This window comes from Candidatus Koribacter versatilis Ellin345 (assembly GCF_000014005.1).
Classification (GTDB): domain Bacteria; phylum Acidobacteriota; class Terriglobia; order Terriglobales; family Acidobacteriaceae; genus Korobacter; species Korobacter versatilis_A.
The window spans coordinates 2,134,031-2,148,957 of the sequence record NC_008009.1 but is presented as its reverse complement, the minus strand read 5'-3'; the positions used below and the strand labels follow the sequence as shown (position 1 = coordinate 2,148,957).

Below are 14,927 nucleotides of genomic sequence, written 5' to 3'. Positions count from 1 at the left end.
AGGACGATGCCGAAGGATTTACATCTCGTCGGGTTCCGCGTCGGTCGTGAGACCTTCGGCGTGCCGATCAATTTCGTGCACGAGATCGTCCGCGTCCCCGACATTACTGCGGTTCCGGAAGCGCCCGACTACATCGAGGGCGTCATTAACCTGCGCGGCAAAATCGTCTCGGTGATTGACCTGCGCAAGCGCTTTGGAGAGAAGCAGGTCGCCAGCGATCGCAAGAACCGCGTAATGGTCGTGGAACTCGACAAGAAGTTAGTCGGCTTGATCGTGGACTCGGCCTCCGAAGTTCTCAAACTACCGGAAGACCAGGTGGAGAACCCGCCGAATGTCTTCGAAGCAGGCGATCTGAATTATGTAACGGGCGTCGGCAAGCTCAAGGGCCGTCTCATTATTCTGATCGATCTGACCAAGATTTTGCAGCGTGGCGAATTAAAGCGCATTGGCGACCTCGCAGAGGAAGCCGCCGATGCTGCCGGTGTCGCCTAGCGGTAACAGCACGCCGGTGGTCGCGCAAGGTACGACAGTAATTTTGCAGCAAGGGGTTCGGGGCTCGAAGATACGGTTGCAAATTTGAATTGCTGGTATCAGGGCATGGCTTTAGCTATGCCGTTTACGCACTCATGAACTGGGGCTTTAGCTCCTGGAAGACCTGAGAGGACATGGCGACACCCTCTATCCAAGTCACGCTTACTGAGGCGGAGATCAAACTCCTCCAGACGCTCGTCTACCAGGAGTGCGGCATGTTCTTCGACGAACGCCGCGCGCATTTCCTCGAAGACCGTGTTCGCCGTCGCATCAAAGAAAACGGCTTCGACAATTTCTACCACTATTACAAGCTGCTCACCGGCTCGCAGGGGCGCACAGAGATTGCTGCCCTTGTGGACAATCTCACCATCAACGAGACCAGCTTCTTCCGCAACAAGCCGCAGCTCGATCTCTTCCACAAGATCACGATGGAAGAAATCCTGCATCGCAAGCACCAGCGGCGCGATTGGTCGCTGAAGATCTGGAGCGCTGGCTGCTCTACCGGTCAGGAGCCGTACACCCTCGCGATGTTGATGTGTGATGCGCTTGCGTTTTACAACCTGCGCAATCCCCTGCCGATCGAGACGCCCACCCCGAAGCCGCTGGTTCCGCCACCGTGGAAGGTTGAGGTCCTCGCCTCCGACATTAGTTATCGCGTTCTGCGCACCGCGCAGGAAGGCAGCTACTCCGAAACCCAGATGGAACCGGTGGATTACTCCTACCGCCTTCGTTACTTCGACAAGGTCAACGATCGCTACATGATCAAGAAGGCGCTGAAAGAGTTCATCCACTTCGACTTCCATAACCTGAAGACCGAGTTCTTGCCGCAGCACAACGACGTCATCTTCTGTCGCAACGTGATGATCTATTTCGACGAAGCCGAGCAGAAGCGCTTGATCAACAAATTCCATCGCTGCCTGAAGCCCGACGGATATTTGTTTGTCGGCCATGCAGAGAGTCTTTTCGGCCTGAGCGACAAATTCCGCATGGTGCACGTGAATAACGGCACGGCGTACCAAAGGATCGAGGTCTAGCGTGTCCTTCTTCTCCGACGAGCGGGCAGCCGAACTCCGGGACTTGTTCTTCGAGAGCGCGCAAGAACTTCTGCAAGCGCTCAACGACGAAGGTCTTGAGTTGGAGCGCCACCCCAACGACGCGGAGATCGTGCGCGACATCCGTCGCACCGTGCACACGCTCAAGGGCGACTCGGCGGCCTGCGGCTTTAAAGAACTCAGCGAACTGGCACACGAACTCGAAAACGCTCTTACTCCCGAAATCACGCACGCGGCGAGCGGCAACCTCGTCGAACTCGTGCTGAACGCTGCCGACACCTTCGATTCCCTGCTCACCGCATATCAGCGCAATTCAGCGCTCCCGGCCACCGATCACGTCCGCAACCTGATTAAGCGGTTGACCGAGAAGCCGCAAGCACTCGACGGCGGCGCGCTAAAGCTTGAGTTCATGTGGAGCGAGTACGAACAATTACTCGCTGAGAAGGGCGCATCGTCTGGCGCACGTCTGTTTAACATCGCGATTGAAGTGGACCCGCAGTGCCCCATGCGCATGGCCGCTCTGCAACTCGTTAAGAACGTGCTGCAGGGGCTCGGCGTCACCATCACGATTCAGCCGGAAGGCGACATGCTGCCGGAAAACATCTCGACGATTCGGGCCATCCTTGCGACCTTCCAGGCGCCCGAGAACATCGAGAAGAAGATCCAGATTCCGGCGATTACGCGCCGCACTTTGCTCGAAGACTATCTGCGCCCCGGACAACCGCGCGAAGGCATTCTCTCGCGCGCGACCGAAGCACCGAAAGAAACTCCTAAGGCCGTCGCTCCGCCGCCCAAGCCCGCGCCGCCGGCGCCTGAGCCGAAGAAAGTCGAGCCGCCCAAGCCCGATCTCAAAACCGTACCCGCTCTGCTCACCGTCGAAGAGCACGACGGCGATGCGCACGCCGATGCGCCGTCGCCTAATCCCTTTGCGATCACGCCTGAGAACCTGCTGCGCGTGGATGCCGATCGCATTGATACCGTACTCAATCTCGTCGGTGAGTTGATCATCAACAAGTCGATGCTCAACCAGACGCTCTCCGATTTCGGCAAGCAGCACGCGAAAGATCCGTTGAAGGCCCGCTTTGCCGACGCGATGGCGTTCCAGGCGCAGATCCTGAATGAGCTCCAGCGCGCGGTGATGAAGATCCGCATGGTGCCGGTGGAGCAACTCTTCCGGCGCTTTCCTCGCATTGTTCGCGATGTCGCTCGCTCCAGTGGCAAGGAATGCGATCTGATCATCAGCGGCCAGAACACCGATCTCGATAAGAGCATTCTCGACGCGCTCTCTGAGCCGATGATGCATCTAATTCGCAACGCCGTGGACCACGGCATCGAGCTTCCAGCCGCGCGTATCGCCGCCGGCAAGTCGGTCAAAGGAACACTGAAACTCAATGCGTTCTACCAGGGCAACCAGGTCGTCATCGAACTCACCGACGACGGTGCCGGCATTGACCGCGATCGCGTGGTTGAAAAAGCAATCGAGAACAACATCGTCTCGGAGAAAGAAGCCGAAAAGCTGACCGATCAGGACGCGCTGAACCTGATCTTCCGACCCGGCCTGAGCACCGCGACCCAAGTCACTGAGATCTCCGGCCGCGGTATGGGCATGGACATCGTAGAGAGCGTGCTGCGTCGCCTGAAGGGCTCCATCGGGATCCAGACTGAAAAAGGGCGCGGAACGACTTTCCAGTTGCGCGTTCCGCTGACTCTGGCGATCATGCAGGCACTGCTCTTCCGCGCAGCCAACCGGCTGTATGCGGTGCCCCTCGGCTCGGTGGTCGAGATAGCTCGCGCCACCTCGCAGCATATCCACGTCGTGGACCACCACGAGGTGTTGCAGCTTCGCGAACAGATCGTCACTCTGGTTCGTCTGGACAAGCTGGAGGGCCGCAAGCGCCAGCCGCAGTCGGAGAAGCACAAGGTTTTCGTAGTCGTAGTACAACTGGGCGACCGCCGCTTTGGGATGGTCGTAGACAAACTGGTTGGGGAAGAAGAACTGGTCATCAAGGCCCTGGACGACAATCTCGTCGCAACCGATTTGGTTAGCGGCGCTTCCATCCTTGGTGACGGTAAGGTCGTTTTGATCCTAAACGTTGCTTCTGTGGTCGAGCGCCTTGGGCGCGCGCCGAGCGGCAACGGGTCAAGAAAATTGGGAGCCTCGGCTTGAGGACTACGCCGATCCGCGTGTTAGTGGTGGATGACTCTGCGCTGATGAGGAAGATGATCACACAGATGCTCCAGAAGGACCCGGCGATCGAGGTCATAGGCACCGCTATGGACGGGGCCTTTGGACTCAAGAAGATCGAGGAACTTCGGCCGGATGTGGTCACACTCGATCTCGAGATGCCCAACATGGATGGTATGGAAATGCTGCGCCACATAACCAAGCGCGGACAAACTCCGGTGATCGTCGTGAGTGCTCACACCACCCAGGGCGCGCGAGAGACGTTCAAGGCGCTGCAACTCGGCGCGTTTGACTTCGTCGCCAAGCCGCAGGAGGGCTCTTCCCTCACCCTTGAGAATGTGGCAGATGAGATCATTGCGAAGATCAAGGTTGCCGGCGCCGCGCGCAAGCCGAGGCCGCAAATCGCTACAGTTGATGAAGCGCTATTGCGTTCGGCGCGTAAGCCGGCGCGACCACCCGTCGCCTCGCGGACGACGCCGTCGAAGATCATCGCCATTGGCATATCAACCGGCGGTCCCAATGCCCTGCTCTTCATGCTGTCACAGCTTCCCGCCGATTTTGCCGGTACGATCTTGATCGTGCAACACATGCCCGAAGGCTTTACCCAGATGTTCTCGAACCGGCTCGCTGAGTCCTGCGCCATCGAAGTGAAGGAAGCCGCTTCCGGGGATTTGCTGCTGGCAGGGCGTGCTTTGATCTGCCCGGGGAATCGTCATATGCGTGTACGCCGTATGCCGATGGGTGATGTTGTCGTTTTGTCCGATGAGCCCCCGGTTAACGGGCATAGGCCTTCGGCAGACGTGCTTTTCCGGTCCGTGGCCCAGGAGTTTGGCCCAAAAGTCGTCGCCCTGATCATGACGGGGATGGGTGAAGATGGCGCCGATGCGATAGGCGCGGTGAAAGCCGCTGGCGGCCTGGCAGTTGCACAGGACGAGGGCTCCAGCGTGGTATTTGGGATGCCTAAGGTTGCCATAGAACGCGGCAACGTGAATCGAGTGGTTGCGCTGGATGCATTGCCGAATTTGCTCATGGTACAAAGCGCGGCGCAACGGGTCAGTTCGTTCGATTGATTAGTACTTCGCGGTTTTGCCGGATTGGGCGACAATATACCGGCAGACCCTGAGAGGAATGTATGGAGCAATTCGCTGCTCTACTCCGCAGCAAGGACCGGCAACCGGTACGCTACCTCGTGGTAGACGACTCCGTGTTTGCCCGCAAGAACCTGGCCAAGATGATTGATACCTTTGGTGGCCAGGTGGCGGGCGAGGCCGGAGACGGCTGCACGGCAATCACGGAGTACGACCGCACCCACCCCGACATCGTGCTCATGGACATCACCATGCCGCAGATGGAGGGCATCGAAGCTGCCGAGCGCATCGTGCGCCAGCACCCCGACGCCCGCATCGTTATGGTGTCGTCGGTCGGCTATCAGGAGAACATCGTGGCGGCGCTCCAGAAGGGCGCGCGGCACTTTGTCCAGAAGCCGGTGAAGCCCGAGGTCCTCTACGAGGTGATCAAGTACGTCCTTGGCGACGAGGGTTTGGCGATGGCGTCGGCTTCTGCCGTTGCGGGAGATTCCGGCCAATGAAGATGGACCTCATCCAGCCCTTCATCAACGCCGCCGACGCGGTGCTTGCCGAGACGCTGCAATGCAACACGCGCATCGGCGATATGACCATGGAGGAAGAGATCTACCGCCGCAAGGGCGTCGCCGCGGTGGTCAACGTCACCGGCGACATCGAAGGCCGCATCATCTTCGACATCGACGCCGAAACCGCCACACGAATTGCCTCAACCCTCGCGGGCCAGGAAGTCGCGCAATCTGATGAGATCATCGCCGAGACGATCTGCGAGCTCGCTAACCTGGTCATCGGCAATGCTGTCACCGCACTCAACGACCAGGGCTTCCGCTTCAAGATCCATCCGCCGCAAGTGCATAAGGATGACGTTGGACTACCAGGCAGCGAAGACACAGAAGCGCTGGTGATGTTCGTCGAGACGCCAGCAGGAAATGTGTTCATGAATATCGCGATGCGCTACAACCGGCGTCGTCGCGGCGAAGAGCTCGTCGCCTCCGCATAATTTCATCGAGTGAAAAGAATAAAGGGTGGGCTTTTTGCCCACCCTTCTCGTTTGCTTGAGACGTCGTTTAGCGCGGGAACGCCAGCACTTCTTTCGGGACTTGATACGCACAGGTCAGCCCCGCCGTGGGGTTCACCTGGCATTTCGGGTCCGCCTGTGGCGCTTGAATGAAATTTGAAATTCCATTCGTGTCGGTGCGGATCACCGTGATACCCGGGGCGTCGTTGGGATTATTGGCTGCGGCTGTGCCGGCGGGAGGCGCGGGCGTAGTCACATAAATTTTGGTGCTTGTCGGCTCGGTCTCGATGTAGAGCGGCTGCGTAATCGCAGCGGCCGGCCCAAGGGAAACCGTTTTCACCACGACGTTGCTGTTCGCGTCGAGAACGCTGACCGTGTTGTCGTTAGTGTTCGCGACATAGTAGCGGCTGCCATCAATGAGCGGCACCACGCCGGTGGGATTGTGTCCTACCGGTACCGACAGCTTCAGCACGGAGGGCGTGGAGCCGGAGAGGTCGAGCACGGTCACGTCGTTGCTGCCACCATTGGTGACAAACAAACGATTGCGACGCACGCTGTAGATGATGTAATTCGGCGCGTTCCCGACGTTGATCGTGGAAGTCGAATTGTCCGACGTAGTGATCACCGTGAGATTATTCGAGCCCTTGTTCGCAACGAAAACGTATTTTCCACTTAGGTCAGTCGCCGCCATCACTGGATTAGTTCCAACCGGGATGGTTGTGATGACTGCCTGACTGACGGGATCGAGCACACTCACGGTGTTGTCACCCTGGTTGATGACGTACAGCCTGCCGGCGTTGGGCACTTGCGTAAGCGCCGAAGGATTGTTACCGACGCACGTAGTGTTCGCGACCACGTACGAAGTGTTCACGGCGTAGACCGCGCCCTCCGGGCACCCCGGCGCTACCGAGGCCAGGATGTAAACCAGCGAAGCCTGTCGCGAGCCGACGTTGGTTGGAATCGAACCTGTCGGCAGAGTAACTGAACTCGCGGGCTGCGGGTTGCAAGTGGTGAATTGCGGGTTGCAAACCGGCTGCGCGGTGATGCTGGCTTCGGAAGAATCCGGTACGGCACCCTGGTTCACGGTCATGATGACCGAGGAGAGCGTACCCAGGAAGCTGGCATTGATCGGATTCGTGCCCACGTTGATGTTCACTGCCACGCTGTCGCCAGACACGTCAATTTGCTGAAGGGTGCCGGGCCCTGGAGTTCCAGTGGTGCCAGTCGGATTGGTATAGACGGCATAGACCCACTTGGCGGGCTGAGGATCGCCGCCGGGCTTCACAATCGCGGTTGCGATGGGACGATAGGTGTCGCTGCAACCAACCCCGATCAGTAGTGCGCACAGCACACCGGCTCCAGCGCCGGCCTTTTTCCAAGAGAACATTCGCATTCCGTGACTTCGTGGGATAAAGGTCTATTGTACTTGGGCGGGAGCACCCGGCCAACCCCGTAAGGTGGCTAAGCTGTTGATAGTGATTGCATTCGTCCCGCGATACGATGACTTCTATGTCTCAGACGGGAAAGGCGTGCGGAAGATAGCCGGATGAAGACCAATGCAGGGCGCATCCTCGACGGCCTGAAGATCCAATACGAGCTGCGTGAGTATGAGGTGGATCCAGACGACCTCGCCGCAGAGAGCGTTGCCGAGAAAATCGGGTTCCCACCGGAACAGGTATTCAAAACGCTGGTCGCACGCGGTGATCGCAACGGCGTTTGCTTCGCGGTCGTCCCCGGCAACTACGAACTCGACCTCAAGGCGCTCGCCCAGGCGACTGGCGATCGCAAGATCGCGCTGGTGCCGTTGAAAGAGGTCCAGCCACTCACCGGATATATTCGCGGTGGAGTGACGGCGTTGGGCGCGAAGAAAGACTACCCCGTGGTGGTGGACGAACTCGCGGAGATCTTCGATGTGATCTCGCTGTCGGCCGGGGTGCGCGGGACACAGATCCTGATCGCACCGGCGGATTATATCCGTGCCGTGAATGCGACCGTGGCAGCGATTGCGCACGAAAAGCAGTAGGTACCCCCCTCCCTCTCTCTTGTGTTTTCAACAGCTTAGGCTATGTAATGTTCGCAAATTCCTCTTTCTAAAGATACTTAGAGGTAAATTCCTCTCGGCGTGGGAGTTAGGAGGGGAAAAGCGAAAATCTTCAACCGCGAAGGGCACGAAGGGTGCACCAAGAAAGTTGGGAAAAAGGGGGCGAAATCGCTGCGAAAACGTGCTCGGTGGAGCGATTTTCTTCACGGGCTGGTGCTTTTTTGCGTAATTTCGGGAGTAATTTTCGCTGCCGGCGGAACAGCAGATTCTTCGTCGGCCTCTCGCCCTCCTCTGAATGACAAGAGAGGGCATGGGAAGTGACGGCAGTAGCGCGGCTCCCGCATGGCAGACGGCAGGTTTTCAAAGAGCTTTGGATTTCTGGGAATTTCCCGATTTGCACGATAGGTCGGACTTGGGGAAAAAAGATGTGACTGGACGCACGTATCGCTGTGCGACGGATCACGAGTGGGTTGTGACGTAGGAGGAGTTTGGAGCGTGTGCCTCACAGCCCGGGGGGCGGGACGATGAGGCACACTTGAATCCTAGAACGCGCCGACGCCGGCGTCTTCGGTGTCTTTGATGTCGAAGACGGTATAGAGCTTGGTGACGAGCAGAAGGTCGTTGACGCGGTTGGTGACATTGCAAAGCTTCACGTCAGCGCCACGGGTGCGGGCGGAGGTGAAACCGCTGACCAGTTCACCGATGCCGGAGCTATCGATGTAGCTGACGCCAGCGAGGTTGAGCAGGACCTTCTGGTGTCCGGCGGCGACTGCGTTCTTGATGGCGTCGCGGAGTTCGGCGCTGCCGTCGCCCAGGGCGATGCGGCCGTTAAGGTCCACAATGAAAACTCCGTTTTTCTCACGGGTGCTCGAGGTTAAAGCCAAGGGAAAGCCTCCTTACGATATGCGGCTTACGACTGTTCTTAGAAGCGCGGGAACACTTGGGCAGTTTACTGCCCAAGGCCGTAAATTGGCGCTGATAATTACAATTTTCTTCTAGCGACCTCTCCGAAGCGAGACGGACCTCGGGGTGAGGCAGGAAATCGGCGGCATAGAAGTCCGTGGTGGTGCCTAGCAGCGCGGTTTACGTGGAATGACTTGCGTCGCGGGCTGCGCGCATCTACCTTTGTGCCGATGGATCCGCGAGAGCAGGAGCTTTCGGAGCTGCGCCGCGAGGTGGAAGAGCTCCGCCACCGCGTTGAGCGCCTGGAGGACGCACGTCCGACAGCGACAGCGAAACCGGCTCCGGTTGCTCCGCCGCAACCAGTCCCGGTTCAGCCAAGGCCTCAGCCACCGACTGCACTGCCAATTCCTCGGAAGGCGAGGAGGTCGCCAGCGAGCGCGGAAGAGCTTGAAGCACGCATCGGGACCCACTGGCTTAATCGCGTGGGAATCATTGCGGTGTTGGTAGGCGTTTCCTATTTCCTGAAGTACGCATTCGATAACGGCTGGATCGGGCCGAGCGGACGAATTGCAATTGGATTGCTCGCAGGCATCGCGGTTACGGTATGGAGCGAGACCTTCCGGCGCAAGGGCTATGCCCTGTTCTCGTATGGCCTGAAGGCGATCGGAATTGGAACGCTGTATCTGTCATTGTGGGCTGCGGTGCAGGTGTATCACCTGATTTCGCCGGGCGTTGGCTTTGTGGCGATGGCGATCGTGACGGCCTCGACGGTGGTGATGGCGCTGACGCAGAATGCACAACTGCTCGCGGCGTACGCCCTTGCCGGAGGATTCTCGACACCGGCACTTTGCTCGACCGGGCAGAACCACGAAATATTTCTGTTCTCCTACACGACGCTTCTCGCGGCCGGCGCGGTGACGCTTACGGCCTTGCGCGGGTGGCGGCGGTTGGCGGTGGGCGCGTTCTTCGGAACGTTGTTCATGTACATCGCCTGGAGCGCCACTTATTACAACATCAACGAATTCGGTGTCACCTCGTTCTTTGCGACGCTGTTCTTTTTGATCTTTGCGGCGGGGGCGCTGGTTCCGCGCGTGAAGGAACCGGTAGACGCGACTTTTCTGGCCGCGATGCTGGCGCTGGCAAACGCATCCGCATATTTCCTCGAGATGTACGACTTGTTCGGCAACGCCCACCCGAACACGTTTCGAGACAACGCTTCGGCATGGCTGGCAATTGGATTGGCGGCGTTTTACGTGCTCCTGGCACAACAGGTGGCCAAGCAGGCTGCCGGCGCGGAAAACCGTCGCCTTCTGAATCTCGTGCACCTGGCGCTGGCGATTGGCTTCGTGACAACTGCGATTCCGTTGAAGCTAAATGGGCATTGGATCACGATGGGCTGGCTGGTGGAATCGGCGGCGCTGTTATACGTGGCGCAACGGCTGCGCCATGAGTTCCTGAAGATCTTTGGCATTGTGGCGCTTCTGTTTGGATTGTTCAGGCTGCTGGTTGAAGGCTGGCAGAGGCAGCCATTCCTCTTCTTGAATTGGCGATTTGCGACGTTCCTGGTGGCGATTGCGGTGCTCGGCGCGGTGGCATACGGAGCGCAAAAATCGGAACGTTCTGATGAGCGCTCCGGTGGACTCGCAGCTGGCGTGATGCTGAACGGGTTCGCGCTGATCGCGCTGTTCCACGAAGTTCAGGACTTCTTCCAGCCGGAAATCAACGAGAAATGGACGGAGCACTCTTACGCAGCAGCCCGTAGCGTAGAGACGATTCGCAGCTTCTCGCATTCCGCGGTGTGGATGTTGTACGGTGCAACACTGATGTTCATAGGGTTCCGTCGCGGATCCGCGTTCTTACGTTGGCAGGCGATCGTGTTGCTGGGAATTACGATTATCAAAGTGTTCTTGTTCGACACGTCGATGCTGGACCTTGGTTTCCGGATATTGAGTTTCATCGGACTGGGCGTGGTGCTGCTGGGAGTTTCGTTCTTGTATCAGAAGGGACATATTTCGTTGCCGGGGCGAGGAGAGTAGATGCGACAGGGTTACGTGGCATTCGGCGTACTGCTATGCACGGCGCTTGGGTGGGCGCAGGCGGACCGCAATAGTCAATTGCGGAGCGCTCCATTTCTGGATAAACCGCCGGGGACGCGGTACAAGCATCGCGCGCCGGAGGAAATGATGCCGGTCTCCGATTGCGAGAAGCTCGCAGAGGGCGTTGAGCACGGCGACGTCCTCGTCTCTTTCTGCAAATGGGCCCTGACGTCCCGGGAGCGTCTGCCAAAGCTCCAGGTGGATGAAAAGATCAAACGATCAGCCCCCGGGCAGTACGGATCCCAACCCGTTGAAACGATCAGCATGCTCGCGCACTATGGTGACGAAATGGTGCGGTACTCGAACTTGAAAATGAGCGGTAAGACGACGAAGACGCCGATTTTAGAGTACGAGCTCAATAACGGTTTTCTTTCCACGGGGGAACTTCGCGGCGCTCTGGAAGCGGTGCTCATGGATGGGAGAAACACGAGCTTCAAGTTCGCGAAGGATCAAAAGCGGGGCCAGGGGAAGCGCGTGCTCGTCTACGATTTCAAGATCTCACCCGGAGACAACACGAGTTGGGTGCTGATGGGAGCGGCAAGAGCGGTGCCGGGGTATAAAGGCAAGATCTCTCTCGACGGCGATACAGGACAGCCGACGCGGCTGGAATGGGAGACGACGGAGTTGGTTCCTACCTCTCCGAGAATGGATTTCTCAGAGGAGATTGATTACGAGAACATCCACGTGTCTGAGAACAACGAATTGGTTTTGCCCGTCCGTGCGGAGACGAGGAGTTCCGTTACCAACGACGACGAAGTTACAAATTCCTTGACTAACGAGATAACGTTTCGGAACTGGCGGGTAGAGCCAAAATAGTGAGGCTGAAGTGCGCCTGGTGGTTATGCTCGCGATTTCGACGTTGACGGTCTGCGCGGCTGCCCAGCAAAGCGGATCGCCAGTACCTGCGCCAGAAGTGCCCGCGCCGCCAGTTGTCGAGCGGCTTATGCCCGAGTCCGACTGCGTGAAACTAGCGCAGGGTATGCAGCATTCCGATTCCCTGCTCTCGTTTTGCGACTGGGTGCTGACGTTTCGCGAACGACTGCCGAACATCCTGGCGGATGAGAAGATGGACCGCCAGTTTTTTCGGCCAGTGGGGTGGAATCCGAGCGACACGATCACGATGACAGCGCATTACGATGGCGGCCGCGTGGAATACGCGGGCCTGGCGGTCAACGGAATTCCTACGACAAAAACAATCTTCCAGTTAAATGGTGCTTGGTCCACGGGGGAGCTGGGCGCATCGCTCGAAGGCCTGGTGGCGGATGTCCGTGCAAGCCGGTTTAAGTTCGACAAAGAAATAGTGGGGGAGCACGGCGAGAAGCTGCTCTCTTACGAGTTCAAAGTTCGGCGGGCCGAGAACGGGAGTTGGGCGCTTGGGGCAGCCGGGAACCGCAGATTCATTCCTGGCTACGAGGGAAAAATTGTGATCGATGAGGCGACGGGACACTGCGTGGAGTTCGAGCGAATGACGACGGATGTCGATCCGAAATTCCCGGTGAAAATGGTGAAGATGAAAGTGCGGTACGATGACGTGCGGTTGGCGGACAATACCAACTTTGCGCTGCCGGTATCTGCCGAATCGTTCAGTTGCATGGGCAAGGTTATGGGTGAAATGTATAAGAACTGCGCGAAGGTTGAAGTCATTTTTCAACACTGGCGCAAGTTCGGCGCGGAGCATCGAATATTGCCAGAAGGAAATACACTTCCGCCGAACTGATTACGGGCGGAGGAATCGGAGTATTGGTTTGAATTTGTTGATCCGTACACTGGCAATATTCTTGTGCTGTGCGAGCCTTGGGATCGCGCAGGAACCGCAGAGTGCGACTGACGTCACCAACCAAAAATATTGTGCGGGGATTTCCGATGGCCTCGGTCACGAAGAGGCATTCCGGCACTTTTGCGAATGGGTAGTGTCATTCGATGCGAAGCTGCCGAACATTATCGGCGACCAGGACACGCGCCGCTACCATACCGACAACGGGAAAGAACGCAAGCTGATTGATACGACCAGCGCGCGCATCGCCTACATTGACGATCAGCCGCACTTTAGCGAGATTGCGATTAATCATGTGAAGCTGGCGGAGCAGTCTGACGCGACGAGCATGATGAAGCTCTACGGCGCGTGGTCGTACGACGACTTTGGAGGCGCGCTGCGGTTGTTGTTTGGCAGCCACACGAAGACACACTTTATGTTCGACGGTGAATCGTCGTGGGAAGGCATGCCGGTGCTCGTTTTCAACTACGAGGTAATGCGCGACGACAACCTGCGCTGGGCGCTGAAGACGAACGACAAGCGCAAAGAAATTGTCAGCGACTTCCCCGGGTATCGCGGACGGATTTTGCTGGCCAGTAAGAGCTTCGACCTGGTGCGCTTCGAGCGCGCGACCCGCGATATCGAAAAGAGCTTTCCGCTGCGCTTTGGCAGCAACCAGGTGAATTATCGGCGGGAACCGCTGGGGGATGGGACGTCGTTTGTGCTGCCGGTGGAGGCGACGGTGACGTTCTGCCACGACGATAAACGGAAGAAATGCGAGATCAACCAGACGACCTTCCAACACTGGCAGAAGTTCGGCGCGAAATCTCGGATTGTGACGGGAGAAACTCCGGAACAGTAGTTATGGCTGAGGCTGCGTTGCGCTGGCGCTCTCAGGCTGATCGCTGCTCGTTCCGTCGTTGGCGTGTTTGTTCGAGGGACTGGTGTGGGCGCGGCTGGCACGAGAGAGTCCGGCGCCGGGCTTGGATCCGCCGGCGGTGTGGCGAGCGGCTTGCGGCGTCGCGGACTTGGTTGCGGAACCAGCGGGAGTTCGTCTGGACGTCAACGCAAAGAACAGAAGAATCAGCACGAGCACCGCGGCGGATGGATAGAGCCAGAGCCGATGCACGCGCATGAAAGCTAGAACGGATTCCGCCGAGATGACGATTTCGATGTCCTGAGACGCCGGGGCACCGACTGCGGGAACTTCCGGTGTTGGACGCTGTTCGGGAATCGCCACCAGGGATTCGGGAGCGATGTCTTCTAGAACCGGTTCCGGAACTGCGGGCTCTAAGACTTTCTGAATGGCGTAGGCCATCTGACGCGCGACCTGGAAGCGGTCCGCAGGATTTTTTGCGAGCGCCTTCGCCAGAAGTTGATCCACCTCGGGCGAAATGTGTAGCGGGCCGTTGTTCGCGATGGAGAGTGCGCGACGATGTGCACTCCAGTCTACGGGACTCGCGCCGCGGCCGTGAAATGGAACATGGCCGGTCAGCATGGTGTAGAGCAACGCGCCCAGAGAGAAAAGGTCGGTCTGAGCGTCAGCCACGCCGCCGTTCAGTTGTTCCGGGGCGAAGAAAGCATTGTCGCCATGGAATGAGCGGGAGAGTCTCGAGCCGCTGAATTCCGCCAGTTTTGCGTGACCTTCTTCGGTGATGAGAATGTTGTAGGGCTGAACGTTGCCGTGAATGAATCCCTGGCGATGCGCGTGGTCTAACGCTTCAGCAAGTTCTTTGGCAGTTTGCAGAGCTGTCTCGGGGCTGAGGCTTCCACTCTGCAGGATGGTCTCGAGGGTGACGCCGGCGACATATTCCCGGACGAGATAGAGCATCTGCTTCTCGTTGGAAATGCCAACGTCGTAAAGCTCGACGATTCCGGGATGCGTGAGGCGTTTGACGGCGCGTGCGTCGAGGAAGAACTGAAGCGGATTGGATTCCGGAAATTCGGCGATTGGGATCGCTTTGATAGCGACGACGCGATCGTTCTCGGAGTCGTGTCCCTGGTAAACCGCACCGAGTTCGCCGCGGCCAATTTCCGCGAGGATCTCGTAGCGGCCTATCATTTCTGTAGATGTCGTCAACTTCGTGCCTCAGTTCGAATTGCGTGCGGGATGCGGATGGTCGTGTCGTCCGGCATCCTCGAGCGAGCTATGGCCGATGAACGGCGGCGTTACGGGACAGATAAAAATTACGTGAGTGGTTGCGAGGCAGCAAGTTACCTCCGTACTCCGGTCGTGCTTCGCTGCGCAAAAGCGCGTATTCTGACG

The 14,927-nt window shown here is 58.2% G+C and carries 14 protein-coding genes; 11 read left to right on the top strand and 3 right to left on the bottom strand.

Annotation, left to right across the window (positions count from 1 at the left end):
* Positions 1-6 precede the first annotated feature (6 nt).
* The 6 genes from ACID345_RS09085 (at position 7) to ACID345_RS09060 (ending at position 5,850) form a co-directional block, all read left to right on the top strand.
* A complete protein-coding gene (locus tag ACID345_RS09085) occupies positions 7-492 on the top strand; it encodes a chemotaxis protein CheW (protein WP_011522576.1) in 486 nt (161 codons plus the stop codon).
* Between the two features lie 173 nt (positions 493-665).
* Entirely contained in the window at positions 666-1,565 is a 900-nt protein-coding gene (locus ACID345_RS09080; protein WP_011522575.1) for a CheR family methyltransferase, read from the top strand.
* A gap of 1 nt (position 1,566) precedes the next feature.
* A complete protein-coding gene (locus tag ACID345_RS09075) occupies positions 1,567-3,750 on the top strand; it encodes a chemotaxis protein CheA (protein ID WP_011522574.1) in 2,184 nt (727 codons plus the stop codon).
* On the top strand, positions 3,747-4,838 hold the full coding sequence (locus ACID345_RS09070; RefSeq protein WP_011522573.1) for a protein-glutamate methylesterase/protein-glutamine glutaminase: 1,092 nt from the start codon (positions 3,747-3,749) through the stop codon (positions 4,836-4,838). Before ACID345_RS09075 ends, ACID345_RS09070 begins: the two co-directional genes overlap by 4 nt.
* A gap of 62 nt (positions 4,839-4,900) precedes the next feature.
* A complete protein-coding gene (locus tag ACID345_RS09065) occupies positions 4,901-5,356 on the top strand; it encodes a response regulator (protein WP_011522572.1) in 456 nt (151 codons plus the stop codon).
* The gene (locus ACID345_RS09060; protein ID WP_011522571.1) at positions 5,353-5,850 is read left to right on the top strand and encodes a chemotaxis protein CheX; all 498 of its coding nucleotides are present in this window, start codon (positions 5,353-5,355) and stop codon (positions 5,848-5,850) included. Before ACID345_RS09065 ends, ACID345_RS09060 begins: the two co-directional genes overlap by 4 nt.
* A 67-nt stretch (positions 5,851-5,917) precedes the next feature.
* Here the strand turns inward: ACID345_RS09060 and ACID345_RS09055 are convergent, their stop codons facing one another.
* Positions 5,918-7,255, bottom strand: coding sequence for a YncE family protein (locus ACID345_RS09055; protein ID WP_187148977.1), 1,338 nt, complete (start codon positions 7,253-7,255; stop codon positions 5,918-5,920).
* A gap of 159 nt (positions 7,256-7,414) precedes the next feature.
* On the opposite strand from ACID345_RS09055, the gene ybaK reads away from it, so the two are divergent.
* On the top strand, positions 7,415-7,891 hold the full coding sequence (gene ybaK, locus ACID345_RS09050; protein WP_011522569.1) for a Cys-tRNA(Pro) deacylase: 477 nt from the start codon (positions 7,415-7,417) through the stop codon (positions 7,889-7,891).
* A gap of 560 nt (positions 7,892-8,451) precedes the next feature.
* Here ybaK and ACID345_RS09045 read toward each other — a convergent pair.
* Positions 8,452-8,793, bottom strand: coding sequence for an STAS domain-containing protein (locus ACID345_RS09045; protein WP_011522568.1), 342 nt, complete (start codon positions 8,791-8,793; stop codon positions 8,452-8,454).
* A 249-nt stretch (positions 8,794-9,042) separates the two neighbouring features.
* Between ACID345_RS09045 and ACID345_RS09040 the strand changes: the two genes are divergently transcribed.
* The 4 genes from ACID345_RS09040 to ACID345_RS09025 are packed head-to-tail and all read left to right on the top strand — an operon-like array spanning position 9,043 to position 13,523.
* Positions 9,043-10,848, top strand: coding sequence for a DUF2339 domain-containing protein (locus tag ACID345_RS09040; RefSeq protein ID WP_041855563.1), 1,806 nt, complete (start codon positions 9,043-9,045; stop codon positions 10,846-10,848).
* Entirely contained in the window at positions 10,849-11,724 is an 876-nt protein-coding gene (locus tag ACID345_RS09035) for a hypothetical protein (RefSeq protein ID WP_011522566.1), read from the top strand.
* A 10-nt stretch (positions 11,725-11,734) separates the two neighbouring features.
* The gene (locus tag ACID345_RS09030; RefSeq protein ID WP_011522565.1) at positions 11,735-12,625 is read left to right on the top strand and encodes a hypothetical protein; all 891 of its coding nucleotides are present in this window, start codon (positions 11,735-11,737) and stop codon (positions 12,623-12,625) included.
* Between the two features lie 34 nt (positions 12,626-12,659).
* Positions 12,660-13,523, top strand: coding sequence for a hypothetical protein (locus ACID345_RS09025; protein WP_228370756.1), 864 nt, complete (start codon positions 12,660-12,662; stop codon positions 13,521-13,523).
* Here the strand turns inward: ACID345_RS09025 and ACID345_RS09020 are convergent, their stop codons facing one another.
* On the bottom strand, positions 13,524-14,741 hold the full coding sequence (locus tag ACID345_RS09020; protein WP_148210059.1) for a serine/threonine-protein kinase: 1,218 nt from the start codon (positions 14,739-14,741) through the stop codon (positions 13,524-13,526). It abuts the gene before it with no gap.
* Positions 14,742-14,927 lie beyond the last annotated feature (186 nt).

Excerpts from the sequence above, each read along its gene's own strand:
- ACID345_RS09085 (WP_011522576.1), top strand. The coding sequence starts at position 7 with ATGCCGAAGGATTTACATCTCGTCGGGTTCCGCGTCGGTCGTGAGACC.
- ACID345_RS09080 (WP_011522575.1), top strand. The coding sequence starts at position 666 with ATGGCGACACCCTCTATCCAAGTCACGCTTACTGAGGCGGAGATCAAA.
- ACID345_RS09065 (WP_011522572.1), top strand. The coding sequence starts at position 4,901 with ATGGAGCAATTCGCTGCTCTACTCCGCAGCAAGGACCGGCAACCGGTA.
- ACID345_RS09060 (WP_011522571.1), top strand. The coding sequence starts at position 5,353 with ATGAAGATGGACCTCATCCAGCCCTTCATCAACGCCGCCGACGCGGTG.
- ACID345_RS09055 (WP_187148977.1), bottom strand. The coding sequence starts at position 7,255 with ATGTTCTCTTGGAAAAAGGCCGGCGCTGGAGCCGGTGTGCTGTGCGCA.
- ybaK (WP_011522569.1), top strand. The coding sequence starts at position 7,415 with ATGAAGACCAATGCAGGGCGCATCCTCGACGGCCTGAAGATCCAATAC.
- ACID345_RS09040 (WP_041855563.1), top strand. The coding sequence starts at position 9,043 with ATGGATCCGCGAGAGCAGGAGCTTTCGGAGCTGCGCCGCGAGGTGGAA.
- ACID345_RS09035 (WP_011522566.1), top strand. The coding sequence starts at position 10,849 with ATGCGACAGGGTTACGTGGCATTCGGCGTACTGCTATGCACGGCGCTT.